At 62.8% G+C, this 18,605-nt stretch carries 15 protein-coding genes; 11 read left to right on the top strand and 4 right to left on the bottom strand.

Going from position 1 to position 18,605, the window contains the following annotated elements:
• Positions 1 to 91: 91 nt before the first annotated feature.
• The 3 genes from ACN0TK_RS04475 to sseA form a co-directional block, all read right to left on the bottom strand.
• Positions 92 to 3,430 carry a DUF2126 domain-containing protein gene (locus tag ACN0TK_RS04475; protein ID WP_417308253.1) on the bottom strand — a complete coding sequence of 1,113 codons (3,339 nt, stop codon included), beginning with the start codon at positions 3,428 to 3,430 and terminating at the stop codon, positions 92 to 94.
• A gap of 95 nt (positions 3,431 to 3,525) precedes the next feature.
• Complete coding sequence (locus ACN0TK_RS04470; RefSeq protein ID WP_417308252.1) at positions 3,526 to 3,780, bottom strand: hypothetical protein; 255 nt, start codon at positions 3,778 to 3,780, stop codon at positions 3,526 to 3,528.
• Positions 3,781 to 3,799: 19 nt separating this feature from the next.
• Complete coding sequence (gene sseA, locus ACN0TK_RS04465) at positions 3,800 to 4,651, bottom strand: 3-mercaptopyruvate sulfurtransferase (RefSeq protein WP_417308251.1); 852 nt, start codon at positions 4,649 to 4,651, stop codon at positions 3,800 to 3,802.
• Positions 4,652 to 4,888: 237 nt separating this feature from the next.
• On the opposite strand from sseA, the gene ACN0TK_RS04460 reads away from it, so the two are divergent.
• The 4 genes from ACN0TK_RS04460 to ACN0TK_RS04445 all read left to right on the top strand — a co-directional run bounded on the left by ACN0TK_RS04460 (position 4,889) and on the right by ACN0TK_RS04445 (position 9,906).
• A complete protein-coding gene (locus ACN0TK_RS04460) occupies positions 4,889 to 6,145 on the top strand; it encodes an imelysin family protein (RefSeq protein WP_417308250.1) in 1,257 nt (418 codons plus the stop codon).
• A 100-nt stretch (positions 6,146 to 6,245) separates the two neighbouring features.
• Entirely contained in the window at positions 6,246 to 7,751 is a 1,506-nt protein-coding gene (locus ACN0TK_RS04455) for a di-heme oxidoredictase family protein (RefSeq protein ID WP_417308249.1), read from the top strand.
• Positions 7,751 to 8,809, top strand: coding sequence for an imelysin family protein (locus ACN0TK_RS04450; RefSeq protein ID WP_417308248.1), 1,059 nt, complete (start codon positions 7,751 to 7,753; stop codon positions 8,807 to 8,809). The genes ACN0TK_RS04455 and ACN0TK_RS04450 overlap by 1 nt, the downstream gene beginning before the upstream one ends.
• A gap of 2 nt (positions 8,810 to 8,811) precedes the next feature.
• Entirely contained in the window at positions 8,812 to 9,906 is a 1,095-nt protein-coding gene (locus ACN0TK_RS04445) for a DUF1513 domain-containing protein (protein WP_417308247.1), read from the top strand.
• Here ACN0TK_RS04445 and ACN0TK_RS04440 read toward each other — a convergent pair.
• On the bottom strand, positions 9,903 to 10,928 hold the full coding sequence (locus tag ACN0TK_RS04440; protein ID WP_417308246.1) for a substrate-binding domain-containing protein: 1,026 nt from the start codon (positions 10,926 to 10,928) through the stop codon (positions 9,903 to 9,905). The genes ACN0TK_RS04445 and ACN0TK_RS04440 overlap by 4 nt on opposite strands.
• A 447-nt stretch (positions 10,929 to 11,375) precedes the next feature.
• Between ACN0TK_RS04440 and ACN0TK_RS04435 the strand changes: the two genes are divergently transcribed.
• From ACN0TK_RS04435 to ACN0TK_RS04405, 7 genes are all read left to right on the top strand, one after another.
• Positions 11,376 to 12,740 carry an ABC transporter substrate-binding protein gene (locus tag ACN0TK_RS04435; protein ID WP_417308245.1) on the top strand — a complete coding sequence of 455 codons (1,365 nt, stop codon included), beginning with the start codon at positions 11,376 to 11,378 and terminating at the stop codon, positions 12,738 to 12,740.
• Positions 12,741 to 12,872: 132 nt separating this feature from the next.
• Entirely contained in the window at positions 12,873 to 13,892 is a 1,020-nt protein-coding gene (locus ACN0TK_RS04430) for a carbohydrate ABC transporter permease (protein ID WP_417308244.1), read from the top strand.
• Between the two features lie 56 nt (positions 13,893 to 13,948).
• Positions 13,949 to 15,088, top strand: coding sequence for a carbohydrate ABC transporter permease (locus ACN0TK_RS04425; RefSeq protein WP_417308442.1), 1,140 nt, complete (start codon positions 13,949 to 13,951; stop codon positions 15,086 to 15,088).
• An 81-nt stretch (positions 15,089 to 15,169) separates the two neighbouring features.
• Positions 15,170 to 16,180: an ABC transporter ATP-binding protein gene (locus tag ACN0TK_RS04420; protein WP_417308243.1), complete on the top strand. Its 1,011-nt coding sequence runs from the start codon at positions 15,170 to 15,172 to the stop codon at positions 16,178 to 16,180.
• 146 nt (positions 16,181 to 16,326) lie between these two features.
• Positions 16,327 to 17,097 carry a ThuA domain-containing protein gene (locus ACN0TK_RS04415; protein ID WP_417308242.1) on the top strand — a complete coding sequence of 257 codons (771 nt, stop codon included), beginning with the start codon at positions 16,327 to 16,329 and terminating at the stop codon, positions 17,095 to 17,097.
• A gap of 60 nt (positions 17,098 to 17,157) precedes the next feature.
• The gene (locus tag ACN0TK_RS04410) at positions 17,158 to 18,204 is read left to right on the top strand and encodes a Gfo/Idh/MocA family protein (protein WP_417308241.1); all 1,047 of its coding nucleotides are present in this window, start codon (positions 17,158 to 17,160) and stop codon (positions 18,202 to 18,204) included.
• A 61-nt stretch (positions 18,205 to 18,265) separates the two neighbouring features.
• Positions 18,266 to 18,520, top strand: a complete 255-nt coding sequence (locus ACN0TK_RS04405; RefSeq protein ID WP_417308240.1) for a GlsB/YeaQ/YmgE family stress response membrane protein — start codon at positions 18,266 to 18,268, stop codon at positions 18,518 to 18,520.
• Positions 18,521 to 18,605: the final 85 nt, after the last annotated feature.

The following is an 18,605-nucleotide window of genomic DNA, read 5'->3' as shown; positions in this document are numbered from 1 at the left end:
GACTGTTTGGTCAAAATCCGCCGTCGATTGCCTACCGACTAATGCGCGTCGGCATCAGCTTTAACAATCACACCAACCTTGTCAGCGCGTTCTAGGCCGGCATGCGCAGATCGAGGGTCATCGGGAATTCCGCCGAACGGGTTTCGATCGGCGGCGTGTAGGGGCCGGGGGTGTGGCCGTGCGGCACGAAGCGCGCCAGGCGCCGGGCTTCGGCCTCGTTGCCGTTGACAGGGAAGGTCTCGTAGTTGCGGCCACCCGGATGCGCGGTGTGATAGGTGCAGCCGCCGATCGCCCGACCCGACCAGGTGTCGTAGATGTCGAACCGCAGCGGGGCATCAGCCGGCAGGGCAGGGTGCATGCCGGAGGCCGGCTGCCATGCCTTGTAGCGCACCCCGGCCACCGAGACGCCGGACACGCCGGTGCCTGTCAGCGGCACAGCGCGGCCGTTGCAGGTCACCTGGTAGCGGTCGGGGTTGGTGCCTTCGAGCTTGACCTGAAGTCGTTCGACCGACGAATCCACAAAACGCACCGTGCCGCCTATGGCGCCCATTTCGCCCATCACGTGCCAGGGCTCCAGCGCCTGGTTGAGCGTCAGCTTCATGCCATCCACTTCCACTTCGCCGCAGAAGGGGAAGCGGAATTCGTGCTGCGCCTCGAACCATTCCGGTTCGAGATCGAAGCCATTGGCCTTGAGGTCACTCAGCACGTCGAGGAAGTCGGTCCAGACGAAATGCGGCAGCATGAAGCGGTCGTGCAGGCTGGTGCCCCAGCGGACGAACTTGCCGTCGATCGGCTCTTTCCAATATCGGGCGATCAGCGCGCGCACCAGCAATTGCTGGGCAAGGTTCATGCGCGCATTGGGAGGCATCTCGAAGCCGCGGAACTCGACCAGACCCAGCCGGCCGGTCGGCCCATCGGGCGAATAGAGCTTGTCGATGCAGATTTCGGAGCGGTGGGTATTGCCGGTCACGTCGACCAGCAGATTGCGGAACAGCCGGTCCACGAGCCACGGAACGGGGGCCTCACCTTCGCCGGGCAGCGGGACCTGTTTCAGGGCAATTTCCAGCTCGTAAAGGCTGTCGTGCCGGGCTTCGTCGAAGCGTGGGGCCTGCGAGGTCGGGCCTATGAACAGGCCCGAGAACAGATAGCTCATCGCCGGGTGATGCTGCCAGTGCAGCACAAGGCTCTTCAGCAGATCCGGCCGGCGCAGAAAGGGGCTGTCGCCGGGCGTCGAGCCGCCAACGACGACGTGGTTGCCGCCGCCGGTGCCGGTGTGCTTGCCGTCGATCATGAACTTGTCGGCGCCGAGGCGGACCTGTCGGGCCTCCTCGTAAACGGCGGTTGTCGTCGCCACGCATTCTTCCCAATTGGCCGCGGGATGAATGTTGACCTCGATGACGCCGGGATCGGGCGCCACGCGGATGACGTTGAGCCGCGGATCATAGGGCGGGGCATAGCCCTCGACATGGATCGGCAGATCGATCTTTTCAGCGGCCTTTTCCGCCGCGGCGATCAGCTCGAGATAGTCCTCCACCGTCGAAACCGGCGGCAGGAAGACGCAGAGCCGCCCCTCGCGCAGTTCCACGGTGATCGCAGTGCGCACGGTGGAATCGATTTCGTCGAGCACCTGCTCCTGGATGTCCTGCCCGATCGTCGGATCGGCGGTAAAGGTCGAGGGCTGGGCATGGTGGCCGACACGTACTTCGACCGGGCTTTTCAGCAGTTCGTCGACCGCCGGAAGGTCGCCGACGGCGACCAGCGGATCGCGCGGAACGACATGCGGGTAGGCCGTGGGTTCGACGTGTTTGAGAGCGCTGAGGGGCAAGCGGTAGCCCACCGGGGAATCGCCTGCAGCGAGGAACAGCTTGCCGCGACGGGTACGCCACTTCTCGGTGATCCAGCTGTTTTTTGTTGGTTGGGCGTTCCAGCGCTGCACCGGCAGCACATAGCCGGTCGGGTTGTTCAGCCCATGGTTGAACACCCGCGCCATGCGCGCCCGCGCCTCGGGGTCGGCGAGTTCGGGATTGTTGGGGTCGACGTTCTCGGGCAGCCGGGCTTCCTTGACGAGCCAGTCGCCCGGGTCCTCATAGGCGGGATCGATAGTCTCGGTGCCGAGCCCGAGATTTGTGGCGATCTCGGTCAGCAGGCGCTGGTCATCGCCGGGCTTGGCGTCGGTCGTTTCGCCTTCTCTGGCGACCAGCTCTTCATCGCGCCACACCGGCTGGTTGTCGCGGCGCCAGTAGAGCGAGAAGGTCCAGCGCGGCAGCGTTTCGCCGGGGTACCACTTGCCCTGGCCGTAATGCAGCAGACCGCCGGGGGCGAAGCGTTCGCGCAGCCGGCGGATCAGCTTGTCGGCCAGCCCGCGCTTGGTGGGGCCGACCGCATCGGCATTCCACTCGCCGGCTTCGAAGTCATCGATCGAAACGAAGGTCGGCTCGCCACCCATAGTGAGCCGCACGTCATTGGCCTTGAGCTCGTCGTCGACCTGGCGGCCGAGGGTGTTCAGCCGTTCCCAGCTCTCGTCGGAGAAGGGCTTGGTGATCCGCGGATGCTCGGCCACGCGGCTGACCGTCATGTCGAAATTGAATTCGACATTGGCGAAGCTGGCAAAGCCGGAAATCGGCGCGGCATTACGATAATGCGGCGTGGCGGCCAGCGGCACGTGGCTCTCACCGGCCAACAGGCCCGAGGTCGGGTCGAGGCCGACCCAGCCGGCGCCCGGCAGGTACACCTCGCACCAGGCGTGCAGATCGGTGAAATCGTGCTGGGTGCCCGACGGGCCGTCGAGGGCCTGCAGATCGGGCTTGAGCTGGATGAGATAGCCGGAGACAAAGCGCGCGGCAAAGCCGAGATGGCGCAGCACTTGGACCAGCAGCCAGCTGGAATCCCGACACGAGCCCTGGGCCCGGCGCAGAGTTTCTTCCGGCTCGAACACGCCGGTTTCCAGGCGCACGATATAGCCGATGTGCTGCTGGATGCGGGCATTGAGACCGGTGACGAAGGTCACGGTGTTCGTCGGCGTGCGGTCGATGCCGTTGAGGAACTCGGTCAGCAGCGGGCCGGCGGGCTCTGCCGTCATGTAGATCGACAGATCGTCGCGCAGGGTTTCGGGATATTCAAAAGGCCAGGTCTCGGCGCTCTCTTCAACGAAGAAATCGAACGGGTTGTAGACCGTCATGTCGGCGACGAGATCGACTTCGATCTTGAGTTCGGTCACCGGCTCGGGGAAGACGTGGCGGCTGAGGTAATTGCCGTAAGGGTCTTGCTGCACATTGACGAAATGGTTCGCCGGGCTGACCCGCAGCGAATGGCTGAGCACTTTCGTCTTGGAGTGCGGCGCCGGCTGCAAGCGAATGATCTGGGGCTGCAGGTACACCGGGCGATCATACTTGTAGTGGGTGAGATGGTAGACGGCAGCTTTGATCGACATGCGGTCGGGCGCTCACTGACTGGCAAGGGACTTACCCGATCCAGCCTAGCACAGTTGTTACCCTGCGATAGGACTATACCGCTGGGCAGCCATGCTTATTTGCGGTTGCGGCGCGCCGCGTCACGCGACTCCGTCAAAAAGGCCTCGACCTCGTCGAGATCGGCGGAAAACTCGTAGCCGTCATTACCGAAGACGATCTGCTTGGTGTCGTCGTCTCGCAGCATGTAGCCGCCGTGTTCCTGGATTCTCGGTGTCAATTTCTGCGCTACCAGCAGGCTGACGCGGAACGGGCGTCCGAGGCGGCGCACGCGGCGTTCGAGGGCGGTCTTGGTGTTGGCTCTGCTGTTCATTTTTGGCTTTCAGTCTCGATCAGTCGGCGACGATGGGCGTATCGGGCAGACTGCCCCATTCCGACCAGGAGCCATCATAAAGCGTCACATCCCGGGCGCCGGCCCGCTTCAGAGCGGTCAGCAGCGTCGCCGCGGTGACGCCGGAGCCGCAACTCGTGACAATCGGCTTGTCGAGGTCGATCCCGGCGGCGGTGAACTGGTCCCGCAGAGTTTCGCGATCCTTCAGCTTACCTTCTGCGATCAGCGTGTCGGCGGGCGCACTCTTCGCGCCGGGCATATGGCCCGAGCGCATGCCGGCGCGCGGTTCCGGCGCCTGGGCATGAAAGCGGGCCGCTGGCCGTGCATCGACGATCTGGCGGTCGCCGGTCTCGACTAGCGTGCGCATGGTCGCGATGTCGACGACGGCCTCGGGATCGAAGCTGGCGGTGAACGTCGCCGGCGCAGGGGTTGCCGCTCCGCTTTCCACGGGCCGGTTCTCGCTCCGCCATTTTGGCAGGCCGCCTGCCAGCAGCCAGACGTCCTTGGCGCCCATGGTGCGGAAGGTCCAGCGCACCCGCGGTGCAGAAAAGAGCCCCGCACCGTCATAAACGACGATGCGCTGTGTTTCCGAAATTCCCATCGCGCCGACGGCAGCCGCGAACGCCTCTGGCGTCGGCAGCATATGCGGCAGGCCACTCGTCGTATCGGCAATGGCGTCGAGATCGAAGAACACGGCGCCCGGGACATGCGCTTCGGCAAATTCGGCGCGCGGGTCACGCCCGGCGTTCGGCAGATACCAACTGGCATCGACGATTGCGATAGATGGGTCGCCGAGCTTCGTGGCAAGCCATTCGGTGGTGACGAAGGGATCTTGGGTATCGATTGTGCTCATGGGCCGGACATTAGTGTGCGCCGCGCTGCCCGTCACCTGCCGGCGCGCGTATGGCGCAGGAAATTCGCTCGGAATGCCCGTGTCATCCTTAAAGGCAAGCGCCTTCGCCGTCCGGTCAACACCGCCGAGCGCAACTATCTTTTAGAGCCATTCCAGAGAAGGTCGAAAATAGTTGATCGTCGTAATCCACTTTGTTAGTCGCCCCTCAAGACCGAGATTTTACCGGGAGAGATAACGATGAGAATGACGATCAGCACGATCGGCCTGACCGCCGCGATGGTGGCCACAGGTGCGGGGTTTGCGCAGGCCGCAGAGCCCGCTGCCGAAGCGATCCTCGGCAATTACGCCGACATCGCGCTGGCGGGCTATGAAGACGCGCTGAGCACGGCCCGTGCGCTTGATGCCGCCACCGATGCGCTGATCGCCGACCCCAGCGAAGAGACCCTGGATGCCGCCCGCGCCGCGTGGAAAGCCGCGCGTCCGTCGTACCAGCAGACCGAAGCCTTCCGCTTCGGCAATGCCATCGTCGACGAGTGGGAAGGCAAGGTGAATGCCTGGCCGCTCGATGAGGGGCTGATCGACTATGTCGATGCCGGCTATGGCACCGAGAGCGACGAAAACGGCCTCTACACCGCCAATGTCATCGCCAATCCGTCGATCATGATCGATGGTGCCGAAGTCGACGCCACGGAGATCACGCCGGAGTTCCTTGCCGAGACGCTGCAGGAAGCGGGCGGGATCGAAGCCAATGTGGCGACCGGCTATCACGCCATCGAGTTCCTGCTCTGGGGGCAGGACCTGCACGGTACCGATGCCGGCGCCGGCGAGCGTCCTTTCACCGACTATTCGAGTGCCGACCACGCGGACCGGCGCGCGCAGTATCTCGACGCCGCGACCGACCTGTTGGTCTCGGACCTCGAGGAGATGGTCGGCTATTGGCAGGCTGGCGGCGAAGCTCGCGTGGCGCTCGAAGAGAGTGGTCTGCCGACCATTCTCACCGGCATGGGCTCGCTGTCCTTCGGCGAACTGGCTGGCGAGCGGATGAAGCTGGGCCTGCTGCTGCATGATCCGGAAGAGGAGCATGACTGCTTTTCCGACAACACGCATGTGTCGCATCTGAACGACGCGATCGGGGTTGAGAATGTCTATCTGGGGCGGTATGTGCGCGTCGACGGCTCCGTCGTCGAAGGTCCCTCGATCTCCGATCTGATTGCGGCGCGCGATCCGGAACTCGACACCGAGATCAAGGCGCTGCTCGCCGACACCGTCAGCAAGATGCAGGTGATGGCCGACCGGGCCGAAACTGTTGAGGCCTATGACCAGATGATCGGCGAAGGCAATGACGAGGGCAATGCGGTGGTGCAGGCCGCAATCGACGGGTTGATCGCGCAGACGCGCGGCGTCGAACGCGCCGTCGCCCTTCTCGATCTCGGCAAAAGTGTGAGCATCGAGCAGAGTGACAGCCTCACAGACCCGGAAGCTGTTTTCCAATAAGGGTTTCCCCCAAAATAGTGGACGGTGCGGGTTGTGCGAATCCGTTCCGTCGTCCTTTTCTTCCAACCGTGACCGGGGGCGCCTAGTGCCTGACATGCACATGCACTTCACTGCGTTCCTGGTCATGACTCTTATAGGCGGCATGGCGATTGCCGGTGATCAGAAGTCGCGGCCCGACCTGACGCCCGAAGATCTGGATCGGGTGGCCCGCGTCACTGCTCCGACGACAGAGTTCGCGCATCCCGAAAATTTCGAGCAGCTGCCGGCTGGCGCGGCCACGGTGAAAAAGCGCATCAACCAGGATGCCTTTTCTTTTTCGTCGGCCAATCTCAGCTTCGAGCAGGAGAGGGATTTTAAGCTCGGCAATGCGCTGTTCCGCAAGCTGTGGGTGTCGTCGCCCGCTTCGACCGAGGCGTCGGATGGGCTGGGCCCGCTGTTCAATGCGCGGGGCTGCCAGAATTGCCACCTCAAGGACGGTCGTGGGCATCCGCCGCTGACGGCCGCCGACGATGCGACCTCCATGTTCCTGAGGATTTCCGCGCCGCCGGTGACCGACGACGATCGGGCGCTGCTTGCCGAAGGCGCCGCATCGGTGATCGGCGATCCGACATATGGCACGCAGTTGCAGGACAAGGCGGTTCCCGGTGTCCCGGCCGAAGGGCGCATGGTTATCGACTATGCGGATGTCCCGGTGACCTTGGGCGACGACACGGTCGTGACGCTGCGCGCGCCCAGCTATTCTGTGGCCGATCTCGCCTATGGCCCGATGGCCGATGGTGTCATGCTGTCGCCACGGGTCACGCCGCAGATGATCGGCCTTGGCCTGCTCGAACAGATCCCGGCCGAGGATATTCTGGCACAGGCCGACCCGGACGACGTCGACGGTGACGGCATTTCGGGCAAGCCGAACACGGTTCTCGATCCTGTCAGCGGCGCCGTCATGCTGGGGCGGTTCGGCTGGAAGGCCGGCGCGCCGTCGATCCGGGTACAATCGGCCAATGCCTTTGCCGGTGACATCGGCATTTCGACCCCTCTGGTGAACCTGCCGCATGGCGATTGCACCGCCAATGAGGCGGCATGCCTCGAAGCGCCGACCGGCGAGCAGGAACGGCTCGGCATTTCGGAGGCCCCCGATCCGGTGCTCGATCTCGTCACCTTCTATTCGCAGAATCTCGGTGTGCCGCAGCGGCGCGACGTCGACGACCCGCAGGTTCTGCGCGGCAAGCAGGCCTTTTACGAAGCCGGCTGCATTTCCTGCCACACGCCGAAGTTCGTTACCTCGCGCGACGCGCCCACCAAGGCGCATCAGTTCCAGCTGATCTGGCCCTATTCCGATCTGCTGCTGCACGACATGGGCGAGGGCCTGGCGGATCATCGTCCCGAGGGCAGCGCCGATGGCTACGAATGGCGTACGCCGCCGCTGTGGGGGATCGGGCTGACCGAAACCGTTTCCGGGCACACGCTGTTCCTGCATGATGGCCGGGCCCGTAACCTCACCGAAGCCATCCTGTGGCATGGAGGCGAGGCGCAGGCGGCGCGCGACAGTTTCGCAAATCTGCCGCAGTCGACGCGCGATGATCTGCTGGCCTTCCTGGAGTCGCTGTGATGCGTATCGTGCTTTCGCTACTGGTCCTGCCCTTTCTCGCGGTTCCGGCCATGGCGCAAAGCGATAGTGACATTGTGCGTGCTGCCATCGACGATGTGTTCCGCCCGGCTTTCGCTGACTTCAATGCCGCGACCGGGGCGCTCGAGAGCGACATGGAATTCCTGTGCGAGGCGCCGTCGGTGCAGCGTGCCACGGCGGCGCGGGCGCAGTTTCGCGAGACAGTGCTGTCGTGGTCGCGGGCCGAACTCTACCGGCTGGGGCCGCTGCTCGAAGACAATCGCAGCGAGCGGATTCTCTTCTGGCCCGACCGCAAGGGCGTTGCGCTGCGTCAGGTGCAGGCGGCGCTGGCGGAGCAGGATGAAACCGCGACCAGCGTCGAGTCCCTGACGCAGAAAAGTGTCGCGTTGCAAGGGCTCGGGGCGCTGGAATTCGTGCTGTTCGGCACAGGCAGCGAGGCGCTCGATGACGGCGCGGATTATCGCTGCCGTTTCGGTCTGGCGATCGCTGGTGCCCTGCATCAGGTGGCCGGTGAACTCGATGCGGCCTGGCAGGCACCGGATGGCATCGCGAAGCGTTTGCTGCAACCGACCGAGGGTGATCCGGAATACCGCAATCAACGTGAGGTGATGGAGGACGTCACGGGGCTGCTCGCCCACGGCTCCGAGATCATCCGTGACCAGCGGCTACTGCCATTTCTCGGGCGCGAGGGCGAGCGTTCGAGGCCTAGGTCGGCGCTGTTCTGGCGCTCGAACATGTCCGTCCCCTCGGCCCTCGCCAATTTCGAGGGGCTCGATGACCTTTTCACCCGCTCGGGTATCGGGGCGGTCGATGAAGAAAACGAATGGGTCAGCAATGGCATCACATTCGAACTCGAAAATGCGGTGCGCGCTGGTGCGCTTGTCACGGATCCGGTGGCTGAAGCGCTCGACGATCCCGAGCAGAAGCAGGCGCTCGACTATCTGGTGATCGTCACGCAATCGCTCGACACGCTGCTGGGCGAGAACCTTGCTGCGGCGCGCGGGCTGTCGGTCGGATTTTCCTCGCTCGACGGAGACTGAGCATGTGGCAGCGGCGCACCTTCATCAAGGCCGCCGGCGCTGCCTTCGCGGCCGCTCTGCTGCCGCGGCGGGCCGAGGCGCTTGAGCGTGCTGAACTGGTCCTCGCTTCGGCCGTCCAGAAACCCTCCGGCGGGTTTGCCGCTGCACTGGTCAGTGATGCAGGTGCGTTGATCTCGACGGTCGACCTGCCCGACCGCGGTCACGACATCAGCTTTTCGCCGACGAGCGGTCTGGCCGTTGCCTTCGCCCGTCAGCCGGGCACCTTTGCGGTCGTCTTCGACCCCAGGGGCGGCGCCGAACCGAAGGTGCTCAGCAGCATCGCGGGCCGCCATTTCTTCGGTCACGGTGTGTTTTCGCCGGATGGCCGCCTGCTCTATGCGACCGAGAACGATTTCGACAACGCCCGCGGCGTCATCGGCATTTACGACGTGAGCGCAGATTTCGCGCGGCTGGGTGAATTCGACACATTCGGCATCGGCCCGCACGAAATGCTGCTGACACGGGACGGCGAGGCGTTCGTCGTCGCCAATGGCGGGATCGAAACGCATCCGGACTACGGGCGGGCCGAACTCAATATCGACAGCATGGATCCGTCCATTGCCTTCATTTCGCGCCGGGACGGTAGTCTCATCGGGCAGTTGCGGCTGGAAGCGGGACTGGCGCAACTGTCGATCCGTCATATGGCGCTCGATGCCAGCGGCCGGGCCTGGTTCGGCTGTCAGTACAAGGGCGCCCCGGTCGACCAGCCACAGCTTGTCGGCTATGCGACCAGAGAGGGTGAAATCCGGCTCATCGAGCTGCCGCCAGGGGATCTCGGCGACCTGCGCAATTATGTTGGATCGGTCGCGGCCTCGCAGGACGGCAAGCTGATCGGCATCTCATCGCCTGAGGGCAATACGATCCTCGCCATCGACCCGGACCGCGCGACCGTCGTCGATCGACTGGTGCTCGAGAATGGCTGCGGTGTCGCCCCGGGTCATGCGGGTCTGCTGGTGTCGAGCGGGCAGGGGGCGCTAGATGGCTTCGCCGGCGCTGATGTCGCCGAGCACCGGTTCGATCTCGGCTTCGACAATCATCTGCGGCTCTATCGCGGCTAGGCCGTGTGCCGCATTGCGGCGGTCGACTCGCGCAGCACCAGTTCCACCGGCCACAGTTCCCCAATTTCCTCGGGAGGTTTGCCTGCGATCATCTGCAGCAGCAGATCGGCGCTGCGGGCACCCGCCGCCCGGATCGACGAGCGGGTTGTCGACATGGTCGGCACCATGTTGTCGGCATTGAGATAGGGAAAGACGTCGTCATGGGCGATCATCGAGATGTCGCGGCCCAGTTCGAGCCCGGCTGAGCGGATCGCCCGGAATACGCCGAGCGCCGTCATCATCGAACTGGCGAGAAAAGCGGTGGGGCGGGGCGTCTGGTCGAGGAAGCGCTGGGCGAGGCGGAAGCCGCTTTCGTCGGTCAGCCGGCCGCCCCCGATCAGCGCAGGGTTCGACACTAGCCCGCGCTCGAGCATGGCCTCGCGATAGCCGCGCTCGCGATGGGCCGCGAAGGTCTGGTGGGGCGGACCATTGACCAGGGCGATATGGCGGTGCCCGAGATCTATCAGATGGCTTGTGGCGCGATGGAAAGCCCCGATGTTGTCGATGTCGAGCCAGGCATGTGGCAGATCGGTTTCGGTGCGTCCATGCAGCACGAACGGCAGCCGCAGCGCATTGAGCCCCGCGATGCGCGGATCTTTCACAGATGGTGAGAGCAGGACGACACCATCGACGCGTTTGCTGGCGGCGAGCCGGGTATAGACAGGCATCTCGTCGTCGTCATCGAGCGGCGCGACGACGATATCGAGCTCGAACTGTGCCAGGCGCTCGCCCAGGCCCGAAAGGAATTCGGAGGTATGGGGGCCAAAGTTCTGCGCGGGGCCGAGCGGCAGAACGATACCAATCGCACCGGACTGCCCCGTCGCCAGACGCCGGGCATTGGAATTGGCGCGATACCCCAGGCGCAGCGCTGCCTCGCTCACCCTGCGACGGGTGATCTCGCTGACCTCCGGGAAACCGTTCAGCGCACGGCTTACCGTTGTCGGTGATAGCCCGAGCTCTGAAGCCAGGTCTTTCAGTTTCATACTTTGCTTGTCGGCAGGCGCGTTGGTTCCGGATTCGGCGGGGCCATTCGACCTCCTTCGATCCGGACGCACCGCGAGCCGTCCTCCTCTGAGAAGGCTATTCAAAGCGATTTGAACAGGTAAGGCAAGAGCCGGAATTTTCTGCTGTGCGTACCTCAGACCGCGCAGACGGTGTTGGTCGTCGTCTGGTGGAATTACTGGTATGAGAATGAAAAAACACAGCAAATTTGATGGGTTGTGCCGAGTTTGCTGTTTTCGGCAAAGGTACGGCCCTTGACAGTTTTCACGTCCCGCCGCTACAACTTGGCCAAAGCGCTTTGGAAGAGTTGCAGGGCCTCAATTCCTGCAAACGGCGTTTTTTGACAGGGAGGATATGGACGGGTCATCGCTTCCGCGACGATCTCGTGCACACCTCCCGTTCACACAGTCCCCAGGGAGGGTAATTTTATGAAGCTGAAGTATCTCGCCGGCGCATTGTTCGCGGGTGCTGCGCTCACGGCGATTTCCGCTAATGCACAGGAGCTCATGTATCCCAAGGGCGAGGGCCCCTATAGCTGGGATGCTCTCGAGGAATTCGCTGCCAACCACTCCGGTCTCGAAGGTCAGAAGCTGACCATCTGGGGCCCGTGGCGTGAGGGCGGCGACCAGGAGATGTTCGAGTCCGTGCTCGCTTATTTCGAGGACGCCACCGGTATCGACGTCGAATATGGTTCGTCCGAGAACTACGAGCAGCAGGCGCAGATCGACGCTGCTGCAGGGTCCTCCGCCAATGTCACCATCCTGCCGCAGCCGGGCCTGCTCGCCGACATGGCGTCCAAGGGCTACCTGGTGCCGCTGGGTGAGGACATGCAGGCGCGGGTCGAGTCCGAGCATGCAGCCGGTTCGTCCTTTGTCAGCCTCGGCACCTATGCCGATGAGGACGGGAACGAAACGTTCTACGCCATTCCCTACAAGTCCGACCTGAAGTCTCTGGTCTGGTACTCGCCCGACAACTTCGCCGACGCTGGCTATGATGTCCCGGAGACCTACGAAGACCTCAAGGCGCTAACCGAGCAGATGGTCGCTGATGGCAATACGCCGTGGTGCATCGGGCTTGGTTCCGGCGGTGCGACGGGCTGGCCGGCGACGGACTGGGTCGAAGACATCATGCTGCGCATGTATCCGGCTGAAGACTACGATGCGTGGGTCTCGAACGAGCTGAAGTTCAATGACCCCAAGGTCGTGGCCGCGATCGAGGAGTTCGGCTGGTTCGCCAAGGACGATGACAAGGTTGCGGGTGGTACCGCTGCTGTCGGCACCACCGATTTCCGCGAGAGCCCTCTGGGTCTCTTCTCGGTGCCGCCGCAGTGCTTCATGCACCATCAGGCTTCGTTCATCCCGTCCTTCTTCCCTGAAGGGACCGAACTGGGCGTCGATGCGGACTTCTTCTACTTCCCGTCATCCTCGGAAAAGGATCTGGGCAATCCGGTGCTCGGCGCCGGCACGCTGGCGACGATCACCAATGACAGTGACACGGCCCGTGCCTTCATCGACTTCCTGATGAACCCGATCTCGAACGAGATCTGGATGTCGCAGTCGGGCTTCCTGTCGACCATGAAGGCCGCCAGCACCGACACCTATGCGAACGACACGCTGAAGGGCGAAGGCGAGATTCTGCTCAACGCCACGACCTTCCGCTTCGATGGTTCCGATCTGATGCCGGCGGCAGTCGGCGCGGGCAGCTTCTGGACGGGCATGGTCGACTTTGTGGGCGGCGAGTCCGCTCAGGAAGTGGCTGACCAGATCCAGACCAGCTGGGACGCCATCCAGTAAAGCGTTCACAATTCAACTTCGGGACTGGCGCCTTTGTGCCGGTCCCACCTAGTCTCAACTAGAATAACGAGGCCGGCAGGGCCCGTCAGACGGTGATCGCAAAGATTGCCGCAAGGGGGATAGGCGATAACCATGAGCGAGATCGTGCAGCAGATTGCCGGAGCCGGCATCGCCGTCGTCATCGCGCTTGCGGCGTGCTTCGCCTACTTCTGGGGCTCCAACTGGCTACTGGACAGAGTTCTCAATTCCGATACCGCTGCTTCCGAGGCAGCGACCGGCATTGACCAGTTGCGCAGCGCTATTCGCCCGTGGATCTTTCTGTTTCCCGCCCTGCTGTTTCTGGCCGTCTATCTCATCTACCCCGTTGTCGAGACATTCCGGCTGAGCCTGTTCGACAACAATGGGCGGAACTTCGTGGGTTTCGCCAATTATCTGTGGGCGGTCAGCGATCCCAGCTTCCAGCGCGCGGTCTTCAACAATGTTATGTGGCTGATCATCGTGCCGTCGGCTTCCACGGCTTTTGGCCTGGTGATCGCGGTGCTGGCCGACCGGTTGTGGTGGGGCAATATCGCCAAGTCTCTGGTCTTCATGCCGATGGCGATTTCGTTTGTCGGCGCCTCTGTCATCTGGAAATTCGTCTATGACTATCGCGCGGCAGGTGAAAACCAGATTGGCATCCTCAATGCCATCGTCACCGGGTTCGGCCTTCCGCCGCAGGCATGGATCACCATTCCATTCTGGAATTCGCTGTTCCTGATGGTCATCCTGATCTGGATTCAGACAGGTTTCGCCATGGTGATCCTCTCCGCTGCACTGCGCGGCATTCCCGAGGAAACCCTTGAAGCGGCGCGTCTCGACGGCGCCAGTGGCGTGCGGATCTTTTTCGACATCATGATCCCGCAGATCTGGGGCACCGTCGTCGTTGTGTGGACCACCATCACCATCGTCGTGCTGAAGGTCTTCGATATCATCTTCGCCATGACGAACGGACAGTGGGACACCGAGGTGCTGGCGAACTTCATGTTCAAGTGGATGTTCGTGAACTTCGACTACGGACGCGGCTCGGCCGTCGCCGTGGTCATCATGATCGCCGTGCTGCCCATCATGGTGTGGAACATCCGCCGGGCCAACGCAGAGCAGGGGACGCGCTGATGAGCACCAGTGTCGACACCGCCGCCACGACCCAGACCACGCGGCGCTCCGGCTTCATGTCCCGGCTCGACATGGGCAAGATCATCACCCATGTGGCGCTGCTGTTCCTCGTTCTGATCTGGACGCTGCCTACGGCCGGGTTGCTGATCTCCTCGTTGCGCGACAAGGACCAACTGGCCGTGTCGGGTTGGTGGACGGCGCTGACCACTTCGGAAACGCTCGGCGTCAGCCGCATCGGCACCGCATCCGACCAGGAGCTGGAGGGTGGCGAGTATGTGATCTCGGGCAATCTTTTCGAGGGTGACACCAACAAGACGCTGAGCGCCTTTGGCCTCTCCAATGGCGAGCCTGCAGCGACGCCCGCCGGCGACAGCATGGAGATGCGCGACGGCGGTGTCATTACAGTGTCGGGGAACGGCGATTTCCGCTGGGTTTCTCCGACAGAGTTCACCCATACGCGCGGACCTCGCGTTTTCTATCTGGCGAAAATTCCGCCACGCTTCACCATCGACAATTATATCGAGGTGCTGACCTCAAATGGGGTGGGGCGCAGTTTCATCAACTCATTCACCGTCACCATTCCGGCAACGGTGATCCCGATCCTGATCGCGGCCTTTGCGGCCTATGCACTGGCCTGGATGCGGTTTCCGTTCCGCGGGGTGCTGGTCGCCCTGGTGGTGGGGTTGCTCGTCGTGCCGCTGCAGATGTCTCTGATCCCGCTGTTGACGCTTTACAACCAGATCGCCAACGCCTTCGGCGCGGCCGACGGCAAGACCTATCTGGGCATCTGGCTGGCGCATACGGCATTCGGCCTGCCGCTCGCCATCTACCTGCTGCGCAATTACATGGCCGGCCTGCCCAAGGAAATCATGGAATCGGCGCGCATGGATGGTGCGTCGCACTTCAAGATCTTTACCACCATGGTGCTGCCGCTGAGCTTTCCGGCGCTCGCCTCGTTCTCGATCTTCCAGTTCCTGTGGGTGTGGAATGATCTGCTGGTGGCCATGGTGTTCCTTGGCGCGCAGGACAGCAAACTGGTGCTGACCGGCAAGCTGGTCAGTCTGCTCGGCTCGCGCGGCAACAACTGGGAAATCCTCACGGCAGGTGCCTTCATCACCATCGTCGTGCCGCTGATCGTGTTCTTTGCACTACAGCGCTATTTCGTCCGCGGCCTGCTGGCCGGGTCGGTGAAGTAGGCATCAAAACCGCCGGATCACGGCGGTCCGAACAACATTCGCATCGCGGGAGACGATGCGGCAAAAGGCAGAGAGTGGATCGTGTCACACCTCAAGCTCACTGAAGTCTTCAAGGACTACGGCCAAGTGCGTGTGCTCAAGCACATCAACCTCGATATCCGCTCGGGCGAGTTCATGGTTTTTGTCGGTCCGTCCGGTTGTGGCAAGTCCACACTGCTGCGCACCATTGCGGGGCTGGAAACCATCACTGACGGAACGCTGGAGATCGATGGCGAGGTGGTCAACGACCGCGCGCCTTCGAAGCGCGGCATCGCCATGGTGTTTCAGTCCTACGCGCTCTATCCGCACATGAGCGTGTTCGACAACATGGCCTATGCGCTCAAGCTGCAGGGACTGAGCAAGTCCGAAATCCAGACCAAGGTCGAGGCTGCTGGCGAGCAGCTGCAGCTGACCCCCTACCTCAAGCGCCTTCCGGGTCAGCTTTCCGGCGGGCAGCGCCAGCGCGTTGCCATCGGACGCGCCATCGTGCGCGATCCCAAGGTGTTCCTGTTCGACGAACCGTTGAGTAACCTCGATGCGGCGCTGCGCGTCGCGACGCGTCTGCAGATCGCCAAGCTCCACCAGTCGATGGAGCGCTCGACGATGATCTATGTGACGCATGATCAGGTCGAGGCGATGACACTGGCCGACCGTATCTGCGTGCTGCGCGACGGCATGATCGAGCAGGTCGGCACACCGGGCGAACTCTACGAGTCACCCAATTCACTATTTGTCGCAGGCTTCATCGGTTCGCCGAAGATGAATATCCTCGATGGCGAATATGCCGCGAAGTTTGGCGCCGAAACCGTCGGGCTGCGTGCCGAGCACATCGGCGTGGGCACCGGCGACAAGGCGATCTCAGGCAAGGTGATCCATACCGAGAACCTCGGTTCCGACAGCTACATCTATGTCGATACGGGCAAGGAAGAGCCGCTGGTGGTCCGCCAGAGCGGCATGCAGAGCTACAAGCCCGATGAAGCCATCTCGGTCGTGCCGCAGCCGGGAATGATCTACCGTTTCGACAAGTCCGGGCAGCCGATCGGCCGGGGCTGATCCGGCCATCCATCCATTTGCGCGTTGCCTTGCAGTCGTTGATCGGACAGGCTGGGGCTTGATGAACGTGCACGCATGCTGCAAGTGATGACACTTCGAACCAGGGCCGGCTCTGCCGGCCCTTTGTGCGATCAAGGAGTTTTTTGATGCCGATCAGAGCCACTGTCTGGGGCGAGAACGTCCACGAAAAAGAAAACGAATTCGTTGCCCAGAACTATCCCGAAGGCATGCACGGCCAGATTGCCGCGCTGCTGAACGAGGACAGCGGTATCAGCGCGTCGACCGTGACGCTGCAGGATCCCGAGCATGGCATGACGGTGGAAAAGCTCGACCAGACCGATGTTCTGCTGTGGTGGGGCCATGCCGCTCACAACGATGTCGACGACGCCATCGTCGATCGCATTGCCGAGCGGGTCTGGCAGGGCATGGGACTTATCGTGCTGCACTCGGGGCACCACTCGAAAATCTTCAGAAAGCTGATGGGAACGCCCGCAAACTTGCACTGGCGCGAGGCCGGCGAGCGCGAGCGGCTTTGGGTGGTCAATCCCGGCCATCCGATCGCCAAGGGTCTGCCGCCGTATTTCGAGCTCGAGTTCGAGGAAATGTATGGCGAGCCCTTCTCGGTGCCCGAGCCGCTGGAGACCGTTTTCGTTTCCTGGTTCCAGGGCGGCGAGATCTTCCGTTCGGGCCTGACCTACCGCCGGGGCGCCGGCAATATCTTCTACTTCCGTCCCGGCCACGAGACCTACCCGACCTATCACGACAAGACCGTCGGCAAGGTTCTGCGCAACGCCGTGCACTGGGCGTTCAATGCCGATCGCCACGAGCTGCTGATGAGCGCGCCCAACCGCGGTGTGGAAAAGGCGCTAGAAAAGATCGAAGAGCGTGGTGCCAAGCTGGCCAACCACCCGAAGTGAGTGACGTTGCCGGGGCCTTGCCCCGGCACCCACCGGACTCTCCGCAGCAGGGACTTAGATATGCGTCTGGTAATTCTCGGTACCGGCGGCATGGCCGCGACCCACGCCAAGGCCTTTTCCGAAATTGAAGGCGTCGACGTGGTTGGCGGCGTCGACGTCGATCCCGGTCGGCTCGATCGCTTCAACGCCGAGCATGGCATTCCCATGGGGTTCAATTCGCTGGCGGCGGCCCTGCACTGGGGCGAGTTTGATGCGGTCGCCAATGTGACGCCGGATGGCGTGCATCACCCGACCTCCATTACCGCGCTGCAGGCCGGCAAGCACGTCTTTTGCGAAAAGCCGCTGTCGACCGATGCCTACAAGGCGTTCCAGATGGTTGATGTGGCCGAGCAGTCCGGGATGATCAACATGGTCAACCTGACATACCGGAACGTCCCGCAGCTGCAGAAGGCCCGCGAGATCGTCCAGTCCGGCATGATCGGCGCGGTGAAGCATGTCGAGGCGAGCTATCTGCAAAGCTGGCTGGTGTCGAAGGCCTGGGGCGACTGGCGGACCGAAAGCCAGTGGCTGTGGCGGCTCAGCAGCAAGCACGGATCCAACGGTGTGCTCGGCGATATCGGCATCCACATCCTCGACTTCGCGTCCTACGGGGCGGGGCTTGAGATCAACAATGTCTTTGCCCGCTTGCAGACCTTCGACAAGGCGCCGGACAATCGGATTGGCGAGTATGATCTCGATGCCAATGACAGTTTCACCATGTCGGTCGACTTCGACAATGGTGCGCTGGGCGTGATCCATGCGAGCCGCTGGGCGACCGGTTATTTCAACGCGTTGCGTTTGCGCATCTTCGGCGACAAAGGCGGCCTGGAACTTGACCACCGCTACAACGGCTCCGAGCTGAGGCTGTGTGTCGGGGCCAATATCGAAACCGGCGTGTGGGAAGAGGTGCCGGTCGAGCCGGTGGTGACCAACTATCAGCGATTTACCGACGCTGTGCATAGTGGCGTCATGAATGAACCCTCGTTTCGCCACGCTGCGAACCTTCAGCGCATTCTCGATCTCGCCTGGGTCACAGATCGCGAGCGGCATGAGCTGCCCGCAATTTAGTCCCGAGGATTGCAACATTGGGGCGCTGTGACCATCTTGACGGTCACAACTGGAGGCTCACATGCAAATCCTCGGCGCCATCATCATTGGTTTCATCGTTGGCATCATCGCCAAATTCATCACACCCGGCGACAAGAAGCCCCGTGGCTTCATTCTGACCACGGTGCTGGGTATCGTCGGCGCGGTCCTGGCGACTTTCCTGGGGCAGGCCATCAATCTGTACGGTCCTGGCGAGTCAGCCGGATTCTTCGGCGCGCTTGTCGGTGCGATCATCGTGCTCTTGGCCTGGCGGCAGCTGGCAAAGTCGCGCGGCTGAGCCCAGAAAGGGCGGGGCGGGGTCGCGATCTGCTGTCCGGAACGCCGATCTGAAACCGAAAAGCTCAGCGGGACGGCAGCCCGAG

It is taken from the genome of Devosia sp., from assembly GCF_048261455.1.
GTDB lineage: Bacteria > Pseudomonadota > Alphaproteobacteria > Rhizobiales > Devosiaceae > Devosia_A.
The sequence above is the reverse complement of the archived record's forward strand: the minus strand, read 5'-3'. Positions and strand labels throughout refer to the sequence as shown.